Raw genomic sequence first — 19,262 nt, 5'->3', positions numbered from 1 at the left:
GGTGGAACACATGAAAAACAAACTCGTTCTCTCGACCATTGCTCCGGTCGTCGTTCTGTTGCTGGTATTGGCGCTGCCGTTCCTGTCGGTGCCGCCGTTCTGGATCACGCTGTTATCTTATGTCGGCCTGTACAGCATCGTCGCGCTCGGCCTCGTGATGCTGACCGGCGTCGCCGGCCTGACCTCGTTCGGCCAGGCTGCATTCGTCGGCATCGGCGCGTACACCACCGCTTACGTGACCACCCAATTCGGCCTGTCGCCGTGGATCGGCCTGCTGGCCGGGCTGCTCATCACGGGCGTCTCGGCGCTGCTGATCGGCGCGGTCACGATGCGCATCTCGGGCCACTTCCTGCCGCTGTCGACCATCGCCTGGGGCTTGTCGCTGTACTTCCTGTTCGGCAATCTGGAAAGCCTGGGCAAGTACGACGGCATTGGCAGCATCCCGTCGATTCCGCTGTTCAGCTTCGAATTCAGCAGCGGCAAGTCGATGTACGTGCTGATCTGGGTAGTGGTGATCCTGGCGCTGGTGTCGGTCAAGAACTTCCTCAACTCGCGCACCGGCCGCGCCGTGCGCGCGCTCAAGTTCGGCTACGTCATGCCGGAAGCGATGGGCGTCAACACGGTCTGGCTCAAGATCGTCATCTTCGCCTACGCCGCCATGCTGGCCGGCGTGTCCGGCTGGCTGTACGCGCATTTGCAGCACGCGGTCAATCCGACCCCGTTCGGCCTCAAGTACGGCATCGACTACCTGCTCATGGTGGTAGTGGGCGGCGCCGGCTACGTCTGGGGCGCGCTGCTCGGCGCCGGCCTGATCACCTTGCTCGGCAACTTCCTGCAAGAGTGGCTGCCGGCCGTGCTCGGCACCGGCGGCAACTTCGAGGCCATCGTCTTCGGTATTGCACTGGTGCTGTTCCTGCAATACGCCAATGAAGGCCTGTGGCCGTTCATCCAGGCGCGCTTCCCGGGCCGGCCGTCGGCCAGGGCGCCGGACGATGCGCCTGCGCTGGCGCACAAGGACAAGCCTGCCGCCGGCGACGTCATCCTCGACGTCAAGGCCGCGCGCAAGCAGTTCGGCGGCCTGGTGGCGGTCAACGACGTCAGCTTCTCGGTCAAGGCCGGCGAAGTGGTCGGCCTGATCGGCCCCAACGGCGCCGGCAAGTCGACAACCTTCAACCTGGTCACCGGCGTGCTGCCGATCACCAGCGGCGAAGTCAATTATCGCGGCCGCTCGATCGCGGGATTGTCGTCGCGCCAGATCGCCAGCCGCGGCATCGCGCGCACCTTCCAGCACGTGCGCCTGGTGCCAGGCATGAGCGTGCTCGAGAACGCCGCCATGGGCGCCTACCTGCGCGGCGACCGTGCAGCGCAAGGCGGCGCACTGGCCAGCATCCTGCGCCTGAACCGCAAGGAAGAGGACAAAATTTTGCTCGAAGCCAAACGCCAGCTGGAACGCGTCGGCCTCGGCGACATGCTGTACCGTCCCGCCGGCAGCCTGGCGCTGGGCCAGCAACGCATCCTCGAAATCGCCCGTGCGCTGTGCTGCGATCCGGCCTTGCTGCTGCTGGATGAACCGGCCGCCGGTTTGCGCTACAAGGAAAAAGAGGCGTTGTCCGAACTGCTCAGGAAGCTGCGCGCTGAAGGCATGGCCGTGCTGCTGGTCGAGCACGACATGGACTTCGTGATGCAACTGACCGATCACATCGTGGTCATGGAATTCGGCACCAAGATCGCCGAGGGAACCCCGGCGCAGATCCAGGTCCATCCCGCCGTGCTGGAAGCCTATCTCGGAGGAGTTGAATGATGAGTAACAACCTAGCCAACGCCATCATCAACAACGGCGAAGTCCTGCTCGACGTCAGCAACCTCGACGCGCGCTACGGCAAGGTGGAAGCACTGCACGGCGCCAAGCTGCAAGTGCGCGCCGGCCAGATCGTCACCGTCATCGGCCCCAACGGCGCCGGCAAGTCGACCCTGCTCAACGCCATCATGGGCGCCTTGCCGACCAGCGGTTCGGCCAGCGGCAGCGTGAAGTACCTCGGCCAGGAACTGAGCAGCATGGACGTCGAAGACCGCGTCGCGCGCGGCCTCTGCCTGGTGCCGGAAAAGCGCGAGCTGTTCGCCACCATGAGCGTCGAAGACAACCTGCAACTGGGCGCCTACAAGCGCAAGAAGAACGGCGAAGCCAACTACATGGACCAGCTCGACCCGGTCTACGCCTTGTTCCCGCGCCTGCTGGAACGGCGCAAGCAGGCGGCCGGCACCTTGTCCGGCGGCGAGCGCCAGATGCTGGCGGTCGGCCGCGCGCTGATGGCCAAGCCGCAGGTGCTGATGCTCGACGAGCCGAGCCTGGGCCTGGCGCCGCTGATCACCAAGGAAATCTTCCACATCATCAGCGAGCTGCGCAAGACCGGCGTCGCCACGCTGCTGATCGAGCAGAATGCGCGCGCCGCGTTGCAGGTCGCCGACTACGCCTACGTGCTGGAAATGGGCGAGCCGGTGATGGAAGGTCCGGCCTCGGAACTCGCTGCCAACAAGCAGATCATCGAGAGCTATCTGGGTTTCGCCAAACATTAAAAAAGAATATTGCGACACAGATCGCAAATTACGAACAACAACGGAGTGGAGACAATGAACCTGCGTCGGTTTTCTATCGGTGTGCGGCTGGGCGGCGGCTTTGCGCTGCTGTTCGTGTTGCTGGTCGCGCTCGGCGCGGCGATCGCCATCCAGGCGGCGTCGCTGCAAAACGATTTGTCGCAGCAACTGACGCAAATCGCCGCCACCGTGCCGGCGGCGCAGAAGAGCGCCATCGCTGCGGCGCTGACCGATTCCGACGCCGCGCGTGGCGTGCTGCTGAAATTCGCCCTCGGCGCCGGCGTTGCGCTGATGCTGGCATGCGCCCTGATCGCCTGGCGCCTCAGTCGCAGCATCACGCGACCCTTGCAGGCGGCGGTGTCGGTCGCACGGCGCGTGGCCACCGGCGACCTGTCTTCCAAAGTGGTGGTGGAAGGGCGCGACGAAGTCAGCGACCTGCTGGGAGCGTTGCAGGCCATGAACCAGAGCCTGCTCAAGATCGTCGGTGAAGTGCGCTCCAGCACGCAGGTGATTTCGGACGCCTCCGGCCAGATCGCCAGCGGCAACAGCGAATTGTCGGCGCGCACCGAAGCGCAGGCCAGCTCGCTGGAACAGACCGCGTCCTCGATGGAACAGCTGACCGCCACCGTCACCCAGAACGCCGACCATGCCGTGCGCGCCAACCAGATCGTCGAAGCGGCGTCCGGCTTCGCCGTCAAGGGCGGCCAGGTGGTGAGTCAGGTGCTCGACACCATGGGTTCGATCAACGAGAGCTCGCGCAAGATCGTCGAGATCATCAGCGTGATCGACGGCATCGCCTTCCAGACCAACATCCTCGCGCTCAACGCTTCGGTGGAAGCGGCGCGCGCCGGCGAACAGGGCAGGGGCTTCGCCGTGGTCGCGTCCGAAGTACGCAACCTGGCGCAACGCTCGGCCGTCGCCGCCAAGGAAATCAAGACCCTGATCGACGACTCCGTGCAGAAGGTGCAGAGCGGCAACGCCTTGGCCGGCCAGGCCGGCGGCACCATGAAGGAAATCGTCGACTCGGTCCAGCACGTCGAACGCATCATCTCCGAAATCACCCAGGCCGGCCGCGAGCAGAGCAGCGGCATCGGCGAGATCAACCAGGCCATCACGCAGATGGACCGCATGACGCAGCAGAACGCCGCAATGGTCGAGCAGGCCGCTTCGTCGGCGGTGAAGATGCAGGAACTGGCGACTTCGCTGGCGCAATCGGTCAGCGCCTTCCGCCTCGAGAACCATACGGAAGACGCCGTGGCGATGGTCAAGCGCGCGGTGCAGCATGTCAAGCAGCAGGGCAAGGACGCGGCGCTGGCCGACTTCAGCCGCCCCACGCCGGCATTCAAGCAGCGCGACCTCTACATCAACGTCATCGACCTCAACGGCAACACGCTCGCGCACGGCGAAAACGCCAAGCTGATCGGGCGCAACCTGATCGACCTGAAGGACGCCGACGGCAAGCTGTTCATCAAGCAATTCGTCGACACCGCCAAGGGCGCCGGCAAAGGCTGGATCGACTACCGCTGGCCGAATCCGGTCACCGCCGTGCTGGAAGAAAAGACCACCTACATCGAAGAGGTCAACGGCCTGGTGATCGGCTGCGGGATTTACAAGGGTTAAAAAGTCTTGCGTTGCCTCAGATCGGCAGCGCAGTCTCGTATTTCACTTCACGCAGCGCCACGCTGGTGTTGACCTGCGAGACGCCGTTGAGCTTGACCAGCACGTTGTGCAGGAAGTCGTGATAAGCGTCCATGTCGGGCACGATGACCTTGACCATGTAGTCGGCGGTGCCGGTGGTTTCATAGCATTCGATCACTTCGGGACGCATGCGCATGGTTTCCTCGAACTTCTCGACCACGCCCTCGGCATGGCGCAGCAGGGAGATGTGCGCCAGGCAGCAGACCGACAATCCCAGCTTGCGCCGGTCGACCAGGGCGGTGTAGCGCACGATATAGCCGTTGTCCTCCAATTCCTTCTGCCGGCGCCAGCACGGACTGGCCGACATGCCGACTTTTTCCGCCAGTTCATTGGAGGAAATCCGGGCATTTTTCTGCAGCTCGGCGAGGATCTTTTGCGATGCGGGATCGAGAGGTGAGTTTTTCATTTTCGAGGTCGTATCTAGAAAAATAATTCCAATTCTATCGACTATCAAGGCATAAATAGAAATAATTTTTCCGGTTCGAAGCCATATCCTTTCTCGTATCAATACCCGTTTTTGACGGGTTTTCCGGCAGCCTTCCGCCCCCTATTGAGACGACAACGATAACGATGAACTCGGTGACAATTCCCCCCTTCCGATCGGCCGCTACGGCGCCGGTTCAGCCTGCAACTCTGCCGCTGGATGAGTTTGAAACGCAGCTTGAAGCGCTGCCCGAAACGCAAATTGAAACGACCGCATCGCTGGTTTCCGCGCTGGCAGATCCCGATTACGCGTTGGAAGACAACCTCACCCGCAGCAGCGGCCGCGTCTTCCTGACGGGCACCCAGGCGCTGGTGCGCCTGCTGTGCATGCAGAAGGTTGCCGACGCCGCCAACGGCCTCAATACCGGCGGCTTCATCAGCGGCTATCGCGGCTCGCCGCTGGGCGCGGTGGACCAGGAACTGTGGCGCGCCTCCAAGTTGCTGAGTGCGCACAACGTCGAGTTCCTGCCGGCCATCAACGAAGAACTCGGCGCCACCGCCGTGCTCGGCTCGCAGCAGGTCGAAGCCGACCCGACGCGCAAGGTGCAGGGCGTATTCGCCATGTGGTACGGCAAGGGCCCCGGCGTCGACCGCTCCGGCGATGCGCTCAAGCACGGCAACGCCTACGGCTCGTCGCCGCACGGCGGCGTGCTGTCGATCCTCGGCGACGACCACGGTTGCGTGTCGTCGTCGATGCCGCACCAGAGCGAACAGGCGCTAATCGCCTGGGGCATGCCGGTGGTCAATCCCGCCAATATTCAGGAATACATGGAGTTCGGCCTGTACGGCTGGGCGCTGTCGCGCTTCTCGGGCGCGTGGGTCGGCTTCAAGGCGATTTCGGAAACCGTGGAAGGCGGCGCCGTGGTCGAACTGCCGCCGCTGCCGAGCTACACCATGCCGACCGATTACACGCCGCCGGCCGACGGCCTGCACAACCGCTGGCCCGACTTGCCCGGCCTGGCGCTGGAGCAGCGCGTCGACGACAAGCTCAAGGCAGTGCAGGCATTCGCCGGCGTCAATTCCATCGACAAGCTGATCGTGCCGTCGCCGCACGCGCGCATCGGCATCATCAGCGCCGGCAAGGCCTACCTCGATTTGCTGGAAGCGCTGGAGCGCCTCGGTCTGTCTCAACAGCAGCTGGAAGACCTTGGCGTGCGCCTGTACAAACCGGGCCTGACCTATCCGCTGGAGCGCACGCGCCTGTCGGCCTTCGCCGCGGGCCTCGATGAAATCCTGGTGGTGGAAGAGAAGGGCGCCGTCATCGAGCAGCAACTCAAGAACCTGTTCTACAACCTGCCGCAAGAGCGCCGCCCATCGGTGATCGGCAAGACCGACGCCCACGGCGAAGCGCTGCTGTCGGCGCTGGGCGAGCTGCGCCCGTCGCGCATCGCGCCGGCGCTGGTGCGCTGGTTCGGACCGCGATTCCCGGCGCTGAACCTGCAACGCTTCCTGCCCGATTTCTGCGCCGCCGAGTTGCTGTCCAACGGCGCCGACAGCGTCAAGCGCACACCGTATTTCTGCTCGGGCTGCCCGCACAACACCTCCACCCGCGTGCCGGAAGGCAGCCGCGCCATGGCCGGCATCGGCTGCCATTTCATGGCGACCTGGATGAAGCGCGACACCAACTATCTCGCGCAGATGGGCGGCGAAGGCATCAACTGGGTCGGCTCCTCGCGCTTCGTCGACGAGAAGCACGTGTTCCAGAATCTGGGCGACGGCACCTATTACCATTCGGGCTCGCTGGCGATTCGCCAGGCCATCGCCGCGCGCACCAACATCACCTACAAGATCCTCTACAACGACGCCGTCGCCATGACCGGCGGCCAACCGGTCGACGGCTCGCTGTCGGTGCCGCAGATCGTGCAGCAGGTCACCAGCGAAGGCGCGAAGAAAGTCGTGGTCGTCACCGATGCGCCCGAGAACTACGCGCTGATCAAACTGCCGGCCGGCGTCACGGTGCATCACCGCAGCGAACTCGACGTCATCCAGCGCATGCTGCGCGACATCCCCGGCGTGACTGTGCTGGTCTACGACCAGACCTGCGCCGCCGAGAAGCGTCGCCGCCGCAAAAAGAACAAGCCCGGCCACGTCGCCTTCCCCGACCCGGCGCGCCGCATGATGATCAACCCGGCGGTGTGCGAAGGCTGCGGCGACTGCGGCGTGCAATCCAACTGCCTGTCGATCCTGCCGCTGGAAACCGAACTCGGCCGCAAGCGCCAGATCGAGCAATCCTCCTGCAACAAGGATTACTCCTGCGTCGAAGGCTTTTGCCCGAGCTTCGTCTCGGTGCTGGGCGGCACGCTGAAGAAGCCGGAAAGCGTCAAGCTCACCCTGGCCGACCTGGAAGCCACGCTGGCCGCGTATCCGACACCGGCGCCGCATCGCTTCGCCAAACCTTTTGAAATCCTCGTGGCCGGCGTCGGCGGCACCGGCGTCGTCACCGTCGGCGCGCTGATCACCATGGCCGCGCACCTGGAAGGCAAGGGCGCCTCCACGCTCGACTTCATGGGCTTCGCACAGAAGGGCGGCGCGGTGCTGTCGCACGTGCGCATCGCCGCATCGCCGGCGGCGCTCAACCAGGTGCGCATCGACCTGCAACAGGCCGACGCCGTGTTCGCCTGCGACCTGGTGGTCTCAGCCATGCCGGAAGGCCTGTCGGTCATGCGCCGCGGCCACACCAAGGTGATCGCCAACGACCGCGAAATCCCGACCGCCGATTTCACGCGCAACCCGGACGCTTCGATCAACAAGGAAGGCCTGCTGGAGAAACTGGCCGCCTCGGCCGGCGCCGACAACGTCGTGCAGATCGACGCGCAGGACACGGCGCTGCGTTTCCTCGGCGACCCCATCGGCGGCAACATCCTGCTGATGGGCTACGCCTGGCAACGCGGCCTGGTGCCGGTCGGCCTCCCGGCGCTGATGCGCGCCATCGAGCTCAACGGCGTCGCCATCGACATGAACAAGCGCGCCTTCACCCTCGGCCGCCTCGCCGCCGCCGATGCGGCTGCGCTGGACAAGCTCGGCAAGCCGAAGCAGCAAGTCATCCAGTTTGCCGCGCCGAAGTCGCTGGCCGACACCGTCGCCTTCCGCATCGACTTCCTGACCAAGTACCAGAACCGCGCCTACGCCCGCCGCTACGAAGAAGCCGTGGCAGCAGTCGAACGCGCCGAAGCCCGCGTGGAAGACAACGCCTCCAGGCGCCCGATCAGCAAGATGGTTGCCCGCAACCTGTTCAAGCTGATGGCCTACAAGGACGAATACGAAGTCGCGCGCCTGCACGCCGACCCGGTATTCCGCGAACAGATCGCCGCGCAGTTCGACGGCGATTACAAGCTGGCCTTCCACCTGGCGCCGCCGATGCTGGCACGCAAGAAGCCGGGCTTGGACGTGCCGGCCAAGATGCGCTTCGGCGCGTGGATGATGTCGGGGTTTGCCGTGCTGTCGCGCTTCAAGTCGCTGCGCGGGACACCGTTGGATGTGTTTGGCTATACCGAAGAGCGTCGGCGTGAGCGGGCGTTGCGGGATCGGTATTTGAGCTTTGTGCTTGCGTTGGCGGAACAGCTGAATGCCGGCAACAAGGGAGCGGCGTTGAAGTTGGCGCAGTTGCCGGAGCAGGTGCGTGGGTATGGGCACGTCAAGCTGGCGGCGATGGATAAGGCTGATCGGGAGTGGGAGGAGTTGATGGGGGCGTTCTCGGGTGAGTCGCATGTGGATGTGCGAGCGGCGGCTTGACCACAATTTAGCTCCCTCCCCACGCACATTCGGATGCGCAGGTTTGTTTCTCCGTCGTAACATATGCCGCCGTTGTCGCCACATAATAATTAAGGCAACAACGGCGGCAGCGCTGCCTTGGCGGCGATGTCTACGACAGCAAATCTACGGGGAGTGGGAATGCAATACCGGCACTATTTCACAGGCCTTGCGGCCGTTTCAGTTCTGTTCACAAGCACGATGGCCGTCAGCGCCGAACCTGCAAGCTTCACCATCCTCCCCAAGGCGGGGAAAACCATCTGCCAGTCGGGCAGCAGCCAGATCGGCGAGGCCGCGGCCAAGGTCGAGTTGTGCGTCGCGCAGGGGAATTTTTCCCATGACACCTATCTGGTAAAAATCGACGGCAAGCTGGTGGTCAAGGGCATTGACGACGATACCACCAAGGGTGTTTCAGCGGCCTATCAAGGCGGCAACCTTAACCTGGTCTGCACGCCGCAGAACGAGGGCCCGACCGAGGTCGCGCCCGAGCGCATCGCCTCCATGCAGCAAAACATGCCCCAGTTGACCGAAGAGCAGGCCAAGTCCATGGTCATCATGATGCAAACCGTGGAAGTCGGCCGCTTGTGCAAAGCCTCGCTGAACGATCAGGCGCTTTTCTCGGCGCAAGTCACATTCCAGTGAGTTGACCTGATGACCCGTCGCTGCAAAAAAGCGCGGGAACATAACACTTTGGACTAACAATAAAAGAGGAAGCAACATGATCATTTGGGGATCGGGCGGCAACGTGAAAGATCTCGGCCAGATTGAACTGCGCCACTGTGACACCTGCGAAAAAGAGCGGCCCATGAAGCTGATCTTGCAATATCGCTATGCGCACCTGTACTACTTGCGCTGGGTCACCGAAAAACGCTATGACATGGCCTGCGATGTTTGCCGTCGCGGCTGGCAGCTTGAGAACAAAGTGGTGGAGGCCAAGTTCGAGAAAAGCCCGATTCCATTCATGACCCGATATGGATGGGCATTCCTGGTGGGACTGGTCGCACTGGCTTTCGCGATTGGCAGTTCGCGCTGATCGCAAATAAAAAGGCTCCCGTTCGGGAGCCTTTTTTCCTTCCCGCAAGCTTGCGGGAAGATGCTTGCTTTAACCCCGTGCAGCCCAGGGGAGGGCAATATTCGCCAGCACACAAGAACTCAGCAACACCCAGAACATCATCCGGTCCAGTGCGTGCGAAAGGGCCTTGTCTTCCTTCTTGACCATGATGAAGTTCGACAGCAGCGCCAGGATCAGCGACAGCGCGATCGTGGCCAGGCCGAACGCCGCCACATAGTCGACCAGTCCGAACGAGCCCGACGGCGGTAGGATGGAGTTGGCTACGTAGGAATTGGCCACCGCGCCGAAATAGGCTGCGGACGGCAGCGAGAAGCGCGGGCCGACGTCGGATGCCTTCACGTAGAAACTGCACAACGCCAATGCCAAAGCGGCGAACAGCGACAGGAAGATCTTGTTGTACACGCCGGCGCTTGAGCGCGCGATGTTGATGCCGGCGATGTATTGCGTGAATACTTTTTCGGTCTTCGCGTCGACGCGTGGATCGCCATAGGACGAACGGTAAGCGTGCGGTTTGACGACGCTGGATTTGTCCGTGATCTTGTAGCCGGAAATCTGGACCCGCGAACTGACGTTGGAGCTTGCGTCGGCGACGTAACGCAACCGGGTGCTGTCGCGTGCGCCGTCTTCGAGATAGATGTTGAGCATGTGGTCTTCGAGCGGGACGCGCATGGTGTCGAAGAATTTCAGGAACTTGGCGGTGACCCGCAGCCGCTGGTAATGCGTGCCGTCGTCGCCGTGGTATTCCTCGAGCACTTCTTTCTTGATGATGTTGCCGTCGACGACGACGAGCTTGCCGCCCGGGTCGAGGGCCTTGTCGCCGGTCCAGCGGAACCAGACGTAGAAGGTCCCGCTCCAGCTCGAATCCTTGATCGAGAAGGTATCGATCCCGTCCACGTACGTGCCGACCGAAACGGTAGGGACATTGCCGGCGGCAGCGGCGAGCGCCGACGAGGAGTCGCCTTGTTCCTTGCCGAGGCTGGACATGCGCGCCTGATGGTTGAGCTCAGCCGTCACGCGGTTGTTGCGCAGAACGTTCACGCTGAGCAGTATGCAAATCAGATAGACCACCGCTACGGCGACGGCGATGCCGATGACGAATTTTTTCTTTTCCGGCGCCAGTTGGCGCCACGTTTTCAAATCCATTTCCCCGCCCCAAAAAAGTATGACTGATTTCGATCAGCCGTTCTGGCCAACCGCTCACTGGGTAAGTGTCGGTTTTTCGGCCGTTTGATTGACTACGCCTTCTGTTGAATTTGGAGCTTTCCATTCTCTTCGTTGCGGGGCGCGTTTGCGCGACTGCATCACCGAGTTCCGCCGCGATGGGGGATCGGTGTTGACGAAAAAAATGGCTGCAGGGATTGCTGTCTGAACGCAGTGGTGATCGTCGCGTCGCTGCGAATCGGCTCAACGTATTTATCAATACGCCCCCTGAGCAGTTTTGGATTCTTGTTGATCGCAGGCAGAAACAGTGGCTTGAATAATATCAAATAATTATTACAAAACAATTAACTGTGTCGGCGTTTGTAAGGCTTCTCCTTTGATCTCCTCTGATATGTCCAAAAGGTTGCCGGATAGGCATCATTATTTTCCTTAAAGAATCATAGTTTCCCGACAGATATATTTTCGCGCCGCTCTTAGTATGTCGGTCAGCATGACGCCGCACAGAATTTCTGGACTTCAATCGACGCGCCGGCTTCAGGCGATCAGGCAAGGATTTGTGTACCGCTCGGGAAACAGGTGAGTTGGCTGCAGATCTTCCACGCGCTTCATTCAAGACAATCTTTCGACTGCTCATCATGAACTTGATACCGATTGGCGAAGTCTCTGCGCAGATAAATTGTGGTGCTCCATTGCCTTGGAATGTCCGGGACACGGAAGGCAAGTTGTTGCTGGCGCGCGGCTATCTGGTCGAGACCATGGAGATGCAGCACAATCTTTTGCGGCGCGGCGTGTTTGTGGATGCGGACGAGGTTCAGGCCCACCAGGATCAGCCGCCAATGCTGTTCGGCGCCAGCGAGCGGCCGACGGTGCCATTCGCCCAGCAGTGGGACGCGGTGGAAAGACGATTGACCGAACTGCTCGCGAATCATCGTGATGCGAAATTTCTGAGCGGCATCAGCGACGTGGAATCGATGATCAGCGTCGCCTCGGAGGAGCATACCGACCAGACCATCTATTCGGTCATCCGGCACGACCAGGAGCGCTTCGCTGCATACGGCATCACGCATTCGATCCACGTCGCCTGCGTTTGCAGCATCCTTGCCAAACGGCTGGGCTGGTCGAAGAAGAACAGGGAAACCGTCATCAACGCCGCGTTGACGATGAATCTTTCCATCATCGGCTTGCAAGGCGAACTTGCACGCAGCGAGGGCGCGCCGACCAGGCAACAGCGGCAACTGATACACGTACATCCGGCCGAAAGCGTGCGCATGCTGCAGGATGCCGGCGTGACCGATGAGGACTGGTTGCAGGCAGTTGAACAACATCACGAAAGTCCGAACGGCGGCGGTTACCCCTACGGCACAAGACACAAACTCAGCGAATTGTCGCAAATGATCCGGTTCGCCGATATCTTTACCGCCAAATATTCCGCACGCAAGAACAGGGAGGCGATGCCGTCGAGGCAAGCCGCCCAGTCGGTCTATCTGGCCAGCGACGGACATCCGATTGCATCGGCGCTGCTCAAGGAATTCGGCATCTATCCGCCGGGTTGTTTTGTGCTGCTGAAAAGCGGCGAGACGGCGGTGACAATCCGCCGCGGCACTACGCCGACGGCGCCGTTGGTGGCCGTGGTGCGCGACAAGAACGGCATGCCGATCAAGGAGCCGCTGCTGCGCGAAACCGTATTGCCGCAATACGCCATTCTGCGCACGCTTCCCAATCAGTCCACGCAATACGACACGGCCATTGAAAGGTTGTTTACCTTGACGGCTGAGTAGGCGATTGATGTTGACGGCGTTGGCGGTACGCCTTTACGCGAGGCGTTCAATCACCTGCGCATGCTGAGGCCAGGTCCGCGTGAGCAGCGCTTTGTCGGCGAGTTCGAATTCCTCGAATTCGAAACCCGGAGCCACTGTGCACCCAACCAGGGAGTGGCCTTGCGGATCGGCGCACTCCGCCGCGAACCAGGCGCCGGCAGGCACCAGGGCCTGGAATTCCGCGCCGTCATGGAGAACGGGATTGCCCAATTTGAGAACCGTTAAATCACCGGCTTGCCCGAGGACATGGATGTGCAAGGGCGACCCGTCATAGAAATGCCACATCTCGTCGGACTTGATCCGGTGCCAGGCAGATCTTTCTCCGGCACCCAGCAAATAGTAGATCGCAGTCGAGGCTGAGCGGGTGACGCCATCGCCGGATCGCGCCACGTCCATTGCGCTGCGATAGGTTTCCCTGAAATGGCCGCCTTCGGGGTGGGGCTGGAGACGAAGGCGAGAAATCAGTTCTGCGGGTGTTGAACCACGTTGATTCATAAGTTCCTCATCTTGACCATGATAAAAACTCCTCTTTGGATAGCATGGTAATCTACATCTCTCCCAGTAGGACAAGATCAATCTTTGTACCGATAGGTGCCTCGCCATGCCAAATACGACCAATAACGGAAGCGCGGCTTCTTATCTGCCTGCCTTGGAATCGGCAGTCTTGAACACCTGGACTGCGGCATTGATGGTGGTTGACGCCACGGTGGAAAATGCCCCTATCGTCTTCGTCAATCTGGCGTTCAGCGAGCTGACCGGCTATCAGCTGCACGAGATCATGGGGCGTGATTGCCGCTTCCTTCAGGGGCGTGAACGACCGGAGAGAGCCGAAGATGCATTGAAACAAATGCAGCGGCAAGGGCATACGCGGCTGGTGGCGCGTAACTATCGCCGGGACGGTACCCCGTTCTGGAACGAGGTGACGCTGTCCTTGATGACGGACGCGACAGGCAGGATCACCCATTTCATCGCGGTACTGATTGATGTCAGCGATCGTTTCACTGGCTTGAGTCAAAGCGGCTATTCCTGGCAGCCTGATATCTATCCAACGCCGATCGTTGTCGATGAGCAGAGCCTGATCGAGAAAGAGCGCCTGTTTTTTGAATCGTCGTTGAGACAGGCTGTTCTGGCCAAGGATTTTCATCTGCAATATCAACCCGTCATCTCCATGCGTACCGGAGACATCATCGGACTGGAGGCATTGGTTCGCTGGACTCATTCTTCTCTCGGCGCCGTCTCTCCTTCGCATTTCATTTCCGTGGCGGAAGAGTTGGGATTGATTGAAGACATCGGAGACTGGGTTCTGCAAACAGCCTGTCTCGACATGCGACGACGGGAGGCCGCAGGGCTCGCGCCGTTGCGCGTCGCCGTCAACGTGTCACCCTATCAGTTCAGCAGTCCGCGTCTGACCGACCTGATTCAGGACGCGATTGAACGCAACGATCTGGATACATCCATGCTGTGCCTCGAGATTACCGAAGGCGCAGTCATGCTGGATACCGAAAACACCAGAACGACACTGCGGCGGTTAAAGGCCATGGGCATCGATCTGCTGCTGGATGATTTCGGCACGGGTTTTTCATCCTTGAGCTACCTCAAGCGATTTCCTTTTGACCGCGTAAAGATCGATCGCTCATTTGTCACCAATCTTACGGAAGATAGCGACGACGCCGCTATTACCAAAGCAATCATTTCCATGGCGCACAGCTTGGGAATCAAAGTGATCGCCGAAGGCATCGAAACGGAAGCGCAGTTCGCAATCTTGCGGGACCAGCAGTGCGATGAAATGCAGGGTTATCTTTTTTCGCGCGGCATCTCGTCGGAAGAACTGGATGTCTTGCTAAGAGAGGGAAAACGTCTGCCATCCCACTTGTTCGGCGCCGGGAACGCGACCCGCACCATCTTGCTGGTAGATGACGAGGCGGAGATGCTGTCGCAATTGCAGGAGCCATTGCGCCGGGATAACTACGAGATTCTGATGGCGAACAATGGAGAAGAGGCGCTCGCGATACTCGAGACACATGAGGTGGACGTCATCCTGAGCGATCAGAGCATGGCCGGCATGACGGGGGTGGAGCTATTGCGCAGTGTGCAGGTGCTCTATCCCGAAACAATACGGATTATCCTGTCTGGTTTCTCGGAGTTGCAATCGGTGACGGACGCCATCAACGATGGCGCGGTCTACAAATTTTTGACCAAGCCATGGGACGAGACCAAGCTGCGCGCGCATATCCATGAAGCATTCATGCGGAAAGAGCTCTCGAATGAAAACCGGTTTTTAGGTGATCAGATAAAAATCAAGAATCTGGAGCTGGATGTTCTGACGCGGAAATTACATGAACTGAGCGCACAAAAGAAAGCGACGTCTTCGTCGAAAATTGAGACAAGGCTGACATAGAAGATGTGAGGGGAGCGCTTCCGTATCGGTAGCTGGGATTCGCCTACGTTCTGCAGGCCGCGGAATCGCTTGCAAGCGATTCCCTTCGAATCCCCGCGTAAGCCGCGCAGGCGGCTTACTTCTCTCCGCAGCCAGGTTTGCTGCGCAAACAAAATGGAAACACAAATAAAAATGCCCGCTTGCGCGGGCATTTTGTATTCTGGCGGAGAGAGGGGGATTCGAATTAACGCTATGTTCAGTAGCTGCGCGGCTTCCTTGGAAATGCTGGCAAAAAGCTGTCACTAGGTTCCTGAAAACTATACCGTCATCCAACCCAGCCCGCCACCATTGATGAGTTTCATCAGCAGATAAAAAATGGCCGCTAAACCCATGGTGACCGGCACTCCGAACTCCAAAATGATCCACCGCAGATTTTGGCTTTCAAGCATTGTTGAGAATCTCTTGTCGAAACGTTCAAGCGATACCGTAATGCGAGGGCTTTCTATAATCTGGCAGGCCCTGTTGACCCCCGCATTTAATTGCTCGACCTGCCCACGCAATGCATGAACTGCGCGCACGGCATCGACAATTTCGTCTCGCGTTGTTCCTTCGGCATTAACTCGATCCTCCCATGCTTTAAGGTCGCTTGCGATTTTTTTGATTTCGACGTCCATTCTGGGCAGGTAAAAGGCCTGTTGCTTCCACCATCCATAGAGTGTGGATTGACGCGGTTCTTTTGACTGGTCAGTGTATTCATTTCCGAATGGGCTACCTCCGCTTAGTTGATAAGCCAGTCTCGTGCCTGAAAGCCTCGCCATCCATTCCATCAAATAATCGACAGCAGACCAAATGAAGTGAACCGTTGTATAAATATTAATCAAAAGCAATAGCTTGAGAACAAGCCTGTCGTTTAGCCCTTTGAAGGTCAGCCCAAAAAAGGTCGAGCTCGGAAGAATGGTGACGTTGGCGTACACAATCGCAAGGCCGATAAAACTTCCTACGATGAGATTCATCCTTAATTTTCTGACGTATTCGCTAAATTCAGCGGCAAAGGGCTCGCCTAACGCTGTACGCACAAACGCTTCTTTTTGTTCAACTGTTTGCTCCTGGGCCATCGTTTCCCCTGATTGTTTTTACAGCATATTACCTCTTGTAAAAAACGCCTTGTAGGTGCGTCAAAAATGAAGCCTGCTCGTCTGGAATTAAAGCCACGTCCGGCGAGGATTGCCGATATTGAGCAAACCGAGCAACCAGCGGCGCAACGCAAATTTGCGCTCGAAGGCGACAATAGTGCGATACGTGACGTGCAAACGAAGATTGACGCATTGGCGGCATAAATTCAGGAATAGGAAACGACATGAGTCATTTAGCAGACTAGGTTGCGGCCGGCCCACGCGTCGCCCTCATGGCCTGGCGACAGCGCGCTTCGGCACGCCATATCGATTGGCGGCTTCCCAAACCTCGTCCATTCTCTTCGCCAAAACGATACCGTTCATGCCGAACGAGGAAAGCATGACCTGAATATCCTTGTTACGGTCGTCTATGACTTCTTGCGCCACCGTCGACCCATATATCGGCATGATTACCACCGATATCTTCGTTTGCAATTTTTCAGTCGTATTGTGGCTCACGAGCAAGGCTTCGGAAAGAAAACGACGGGCCTTCTCTTTCGCGGCCGCATGACTGGTCACGGTGAACGACTCCCATATGGTCAAGTTCGTTCCTGTCTCAGTGATTGCATCGAAGACATAGGAGGAATCCCCTAACTTGACGTCGAACTGGGGGTCTGCAGCAAAAAATTCGCGAGATGTTTCTAGTATGGAGAATTTCTCGAGCGAGCGCGTACTGTAGCCAGTCCTCTTTGCTCGAGCGACTGGCGCTTCCGAGTTGCGTGGCATCTTTAGCGATTCCTCAGGAGGTTTCTCCGCCGGATGTTCGGTCGAAGACGGCAAGCTTTTGTCAGTTGCAGCACCGGCGACGGGAGATGAAGGCTTAGTCGTTTCCTTATCATGCAGAGGCGTGTTGTCGTCCTGCGGCCCTGCTGCGGTAGAGTGCTCAGAGTCAACTTTCTCAGCAGTCTCATTCTTTACGTCAATCGCTGCTACCTCGTCCTCTACCACTTTGCCGAGAACTTCTATTGGGCTCGCCTTTCTGATTAGATTAACGAAATGTCCTTCGTCGTTGAAGTCTGATGGGGCATATAGAACCCTATGATTGAAATTCAGCGTGGCAAAAAAAATTATCACCAGCACCGAGGGAAAAGTCATCAGAAACCAGATATAAAGATGCTGGTTCTCTGGAGAAATGTGAGGTAGGACGAGCGTTCCACTAATTTCAGCAATGCCCGCAAAGATGGCGATGATGGTCAACGGATTTTTAATCGCACCTGCTTTGAAACTTTCCATATTTCCCCTTGGTATTTCTGATTGATCCTCGAAAGCTAACTCTGGCGCTGGCGCGTTTCAACAATCCGCTTCGCACGTCTCTATCCAGGTATGGCTTGTACTGACTCGCGCGGCGATTGCCTTAAAGAGTGCCGGAGACGCACCAAAAACCAAGGCTGGTCGCCGCGAAGTAAAACTCCTCGCTCCTGTCTTAACTGCGTTGGACGCACAAAAACAGTTCACGTACGAGGCAAATGGAGCGATTTTTAAAGACCCACGCACTGGTGATCGCTGGAGCGGCGACATCGTAGTACGAGGCGCATGGAAACGTACGGTCGTTGCCGCCCGAGTATGATATCGCGCCGTCCCTACCCAACGCGTCACACCTACGCGAGCATAATGCTGACAGCGGCCGAATCAACCTTATGGGGCGCACAACAAATGGGCCACAAAGATTGGACAATGATCGTTCGTGTGTACGGACGTTAGATTCTCGACGCAAATCCTGACGCAGGGAGCAAGGCTATTTCCCTTTTTTGGCATCAGCGTGAATAGTTATCAAGCTCTCACAACGATTTTAACCATTGAATGAAATTGGCTGGGTCAATACATTGCCCCTGAAGTGTGTTCTTCGAAAGCTTAGCAACTATCAAGCTGCTTTTGACAAAGCTAGCGGGCTCTCCGTAAGGATTAAATGGAGAAAAGTGGCCATATGGACTCCCGTACTCCCCAAATTGATTGAAGATCGAAAGAGGCTGATAAGGGCTTCCATATTCACCGTAGGGGTTAAGTAAGGAATCTGCATCAAAGCGGTTATTGCTTACGACTCCTAGAAAGGTTCCATCGGCTGAAACAAGCCTAGAGCCAAGCAACGAGGAGAAGGACTGCACACCAGGAATGAATTGATTATCGCTAGTAAGTGGTGTTTCGCCAAAGATGTCCTTAAACGGCGGGCGCAATGGCATCATGCGTAACCGTCGAATCGGGCGCATCGGGCGCATCGGCCGCATGGGCCGCATGGGCCGCATTAACTTCGCCCTACGTCCTTCGGTCGTATTTATGACGACTCTGTCATCGTCGAGAATGTAACCCTTGAACTCGCCGCTTGGGTCATACATTAGATTGCCTTTATGTACGAAGCCAATCCAGTCGCAGTCTGGAGTGAAAATATTTTGCCCGGAGATAAACGCGACGTAGTTTCCTGCTGTATTGAAGAGATATCGGACGGTCATTTTTCCCCATCTCGCAAAGAAAGATAGAGGCCAACAACTAGCAGTACCAAACCAGGGATAAAAACACCGTAACCGGCAAATGTTTTCGCGTCTGAGGTCAGCATATTTACTCCGAAACCTGTAAATATGGTGCTCGCAGCCATAAATATTGCACCATTGCGAGCATCGCTTTTCTTTTGTCCAAAACTGCTGACATATGTGCTCAGTGTATTCCGCTCATTCTTCAGCCCAGTATTTTCGTCGTTGAGTTGCTTGTAATAGTGCAAAAGCATTGTCAAAGCGACTTTATTCCCCGCAAGTTCGTCAACAGACAAGCCACCTAACTCATCCATAGAAAAACCAAGTACATGTGGCTGCGCTCCCCGAGACGCTTGCTGCTGCTGCGCCTGTGCCTCCGCTCCGTTCTTATCGTCTTTACCCATGGGATATGATTTATAGGAAGTTTAGGAAAGGGACTATAGACAGTATGTGAATGCTGGCTTTTAAGCTGTCATTCTCAGGTTAATTCAGCCCCACTCCGGCCTATTGTAGCCCACAAACAAAAACGCCTAACCGTTTTAAATCAACAGGTTAGGCGTTAGCATTTGGCGGAGAGAGGGGGGATTCGCCTACGTTCCGCAGGCCGCTGAATCGCTTGCAAGCGATTCCCTTCGAATCCCCCGCGTAAGCCGCGCAGGCGGCTTACTTCTCTCCGCA

16 protein-coding genes are annotated in these 19,262 nt (G+C 58.3%); 9 read left to right on the top strand and 7 right to left on the bottom strand.

Annotated elements, in window-relative coordinates:
• The first annotated feature begins 10 nt into the window (after nt 1-10).
• The 3 genes from ACIROY_RS22930 to ACIROY_RS22920 are packed head-to-tail and all read left to right on the top strand — an operon-like array spanning nt 11 to nt 4,212.
• A complete protein-coding gene (locus ACIROY_RS22930; protein ID WP_402344459.1) occupies nt 11-1,801 on the top strand; it encodes an ATP-binding cassette domain-containing protein in 1,791 nt (596 codons plus the stop codon).
• Nucleotides 1,801-2,574, top strand: coding sequence for an ABC transporter ATP-binding protein (locus tag ACIROY_RS22925; protein WP_402344456.1), 774 nt, complete (start codon nt 1,801-1,803; stop codon nt 2,572-2,574). Before ACIROY_RS22930 ends, ACIROY_RS22925 begins: the two co-directional genes overlap by 1 nt.
• Nucleotides 2,575-2,628: 54 nt before the next feature.
• Entirely contained in the window at nt 2,629-4,212 is a 1,584-nt protein-coding gene (locus ACIROY_RS22920) for a methyl-accepting chemotaxis protein (protein WP_402344453.1), read from the top strand.
• A 16-nt stretch (nt 4,213-4,228) separates the two neighbouring features.
• Here ACIROY_RS22920 and ACIROY_RS22915 read toward each other — a convergent pair whose 3' ends face one another.
• Nucleotides 4,229-4,696, bottom strand: coding sequence for an Lrp/AsnC family transcriptional regulator (locus ACIROY_RS22915; protein ID WP_402344450.1), 468 nt, complete (start codon nt 4,694-4,696; stop codon nt 4,229-4,231).
• Between the two features lie 164 nt (nt 4,697-4,860).
• On the opposite strand from ACIROY_RS22915, the gene ACIROY_RS22910 reads away from it, so the two are divergent.
• From ACIROY_RS22910 to ACIROY_RS22900, 3 genes are all read left to right on the top strand, one after another.
• Entirely contained in the window at nt 4,861-8,505 is a 3,645-nt protein-coding gene (locus ACIROY_RS22910) for an indolepyruvate ferredoxin oxidoreductase family protein (protein WP_402344447.1), read from the top strand.
• A 219-nt stretch (nt 8,506-8,724) separates the two neighbouring features.
• Nucleotides 8,725-9,165, top strand: coding sequence for a hypothetical protein (locus tag ACIROY_RS22905; protein ID WP_402344445.1), 441 nt, complete (start codon nt 8,725-8,727; stop codon nt 9,163-9,165).
• Between the two features lie 76 nt (nt 9,166-9,241).
• Nucleotides 9,242-9,556 carry a hypothetical protein gene (locus ACIROY_RS22900; protein WP_402344442.1) on the top strand — a complete coding sequence of 105 codons (315 nt, stop codon included), beginning with the start codon at nt 9,242-9,244 and terminating at the stop codon, nt 9,554-9,556.
• Between the two features lie 69 nt (nt 9,557-9,625).
• On the opposite strand, the gene ACIROY_RS22895 is transcribed toward ACIROY_RS22900, so the two are convergent.
• Nucleotides 9,626-10,738 (bottom strand): hypothetical protein, encoded by a 1,113-nt coding sequence (locus ACIROY_RS22895; RefSeq protein ID WP_402344439.1) that lies wholly within the window; start codon nt 10,736-10,738, stop codon nt 9,626-9,628.
• Between the two features lie 599 nt (nt 10,739-11,337).
• Between ACIROY_RS22895 and ACIROY_RS22890 the strand changes: the two genes are divergently transcribed.
• Nucleotides 11,338-12,534 carry an HD-GYP domain-containing protein gene (locus ACIROY_RS22890; protein ID WP_402344436.1) on the top strand — a complete coding sequence of 399 codons (1,197 nt, stop codon included), beginning with the start codon at nt 11,338-11,340 and terminating at the stop codon, nt 12,532-12,534.
• Nucleotides 12,535-12,567: 33 nt separating this feature from the next.
• Here ACIROY_RS22890 and ACIROY_RS22885 read toward each other — a convergent pair whose 3' ends face one another.
• On the bottom strand, nt 12,568-13,068 hold the full coding sequence (locus ACIROY_RS22885; protein ID WP_402344433.1) for a cupin domain-containing protein: 501 nt from the start codon (nt 13,066-13,068) through the stop codon (nt 12,568-12,570).
• A gap of 106 nt (nt 13,069-13,174) precedes the next feature.
• Between ACIROY_RS22885 and ACIROY_RS22880 the strand changes: the two genes are divergently transcribed.
• A complete protein-coding gene (locus ACIROY_RS22880; RefSeq protein ID WP_402278462.1) occupies nt 13,175-14,971 on the top strand; it encodes an EAL domain-containing protein in 1,797 nt (598 codons plus the stop codon).
• A 296-nt stretch (nt 14,972-15,267) separates the two neighbouring features.
• Here the strand turns inward: ACIROY_RS22880 and ACIROY_RS22875 are convergent, their stop codons facing one another.
• Nucleotides 15,268-16,065, bottom strand: a complete 798-nt coding sequence (locus tag ACIROY_RS22875; protein ID WP_402344430.1) for a hypothetical protein — start codon at nt 16,063-16,065, stop codon at nt 15,268-15,270.
• Nucleotides 16,066-16,131: 66 nt separating this feature from the next.
• Here ACIROY_RS22875 and ACIROY_RS22870 point away from each other — a divergent pair, with 66 nt between their 5' ends.
• Nucleotides 16,132-16,287 (top strand): hypothetical protein, encoded by a 156-nt coding sequence (locus ACIROY_RS22870; RefSeq protein WP_402344428.1) that lies wholly within the window; start codon nt 16,132-16,134, stop codon nt 16,285-16,287.
• Between the two features lie 66 nt (nt 16,288-16,353).
• Here ACIROY_RS22870 and ACIROY_RS22865 read toward each other — a convergent pair whose 3' ends face one another.
• The 3 genes from ACIROY_RS22865 to ACIROY_RS22855 all read right to left on the bottom strand — a co-directional run bounded on the left by ACIROY_RS22865 (nt 16,354) and on the right by ACIROY_RS22855 (nt 18,988).
• On the bottom strand, nt 16,354-17,355 hold the full coding sequence (locus ACIROY_RS22865) for a hypothetical protein (protein ID WP_402344425.1): 1,002 nt from the start codon (nt 17,353-17,355) through the stop codon (nt 16,354-16,356).
• 545 nt (nt 17,356-17,900) lie between these two features.
• The gene (locus ACIROY_RS22860; RefSeq protein WP_402344423.1) at nt 17,901-18,566 is read right to left on the bottom strand and encodes a 4-fold beta flower protein; all 666 of its coding nucleotides are present in this window, start codon (nt 18,564-18,566) and stop codon (nt 17,901-17,903) included.
• The gene (locus tag ACIROY_RS22855; RefSeq protein WP_402344420.1) at nt 18,563-18,988 is read right to left on the bottom strand and encodes a hypothetical protein; all 426 of its coding nucleotides are present in this window, start codon (nt 18,986-18,988) and stop codon (nt 18,563-18,565) included. Before ACIROY_RS22855 ends, ACIROY_RS22860 begins: the two co-directional genes overlap by 4 nt.
• Nucleotides 18,989-19,262: the final 274 nt, after the last annotated feature.

It is taken from the genome of Herbaspirillum sp. NPDC101396 (genome assembly GCF_044767365.1).
Lineage (GTDB): Bacteria > Pseudomonadota > Gammaproteobacteria > Burkholderiales > Burkholderiaceae_D > Herbaspirillum.
The sequence above is the reverse complement of the archived record's forward strand: the minus strand, read 5'-3'. Positions and strand labels throughout refer to the sequence as shown.

What these genes read in the sequence shown, in the direction of transcription:
- ACIROY_RS22885 (WP_402344433.1), bottom strand. Translation starts at nt 13,068, where the DNA reads ATGAATCAACGTGGTTCAACACCCGCAGAACTGATTTCTCGCCTTCGT.
- ACIROY_RS22855 (WP_402344420.1), bottom strand. Translation starts at nt 18,988, where the DNA reads ATGGGTAAAGACGATAAGAACGGAGCGGAGGCACAGGCGCAGCAGCAG.
- ACIROY_RS22880 (WP_402278462.1), top strand. Translation starts at nt 13,175, where the DNA reads ATGCCAAATACGACCAATAACGGAAGCGCGGCTTCTTATCTGCCTGCC.
- ACIROY_RS22860 (WP_402344423.1), bottom strand. Translation starts at nt 18,566, where the DNA reads ATGACCGTCCGATATCTCTTCAATACAGCAGGAAACTACGTCGCGTTT.
- ACIROY_RS22930 (WP_402344459.1), top strand. Translation starts at nt 11, where the DNA reads ATGAAAAACAAACTCGTTCTCTCGACCATTGCTCCGGTCGTCGTTCTG.
- ACIROY_RS22875 (WP_402344430.1), bottom strand. Translation starts at nt 16,065, where the DNA reads ATGGCCCAGGAGCAAACAGTTGAACAAAAAGAAGCGTTTGTGCGTACA.
- ACIROY_RS22900 (WP_402344442.1), top strand. Translation starts at nt 9,242, where the DNA reads ATGATCATTTGGGGATCGGGCGGCAACGTGAAAGATCTCGGCCAGATT.
- ACIROY_RS22895 (WP_402344439.1), bottom strand. Translation starts at nt 10,738, where the DNA reads ATGGATTTGAAAACGTGGCGCCAACTGGCGCCGGAAAAGAAAAAATTC.
- ACIROY_RS22910 (WP_402344447.1), top strand. Translation starts at nt 4,861, where the DNA reads ATGAACTCGGTGACAATTCCCCCCTTCCGATCGGCCGCTACGGCGCCG.
- ACIROY_RS22865 (WP_402344425.1), bottom strand. Translation starts at nt 17,355, where the DNA reads ATGGAAAGTTTCAAAGCAGGTGCGATTAAAAATCCGTTGACCATCATC.
- ACIROY_RS22870 (WP_402344428.1), top strand. Translation starts at nt 16,132, where the DNA reads ATGAAGCCTGCTCGTCTGGAATTAAAGCCACGTCCGGCGAGGATTGCC.
- ACIROY_RS22920 (WP_402344453.1), top strand. Translation starts at nt 2,629, where the DNA reads ATGAACCTGCGTCGGTTTTCTATCGGTGTGCGGCTGGGCGGCGGCTTT.
- ACIROY_RS22905 (WP_402344445.1), top strand. Translation starts at nt 8,725, where the DNA reads ATGGCCGTCAGCGCCGAACCTGCAAGCTTCACCATCCTCCCCAAGGCG.
- ACIROY_RS22915 (WP_402344450.1), bottom strand. Translation starts at nt 4,696, where the DNA reads ATGAAAAACTCACCTCTCGATCCCGCATCGCAAAAGATCCTCGCCGAG.
- ACIROY_RS22925 (WP_402344456.1), top strand. Translation starts at nt 1,801, where the DNA reads ATGAGTAACAACCTAGCCAACGCCATCATCAACAACGGCGAAGTCCTG.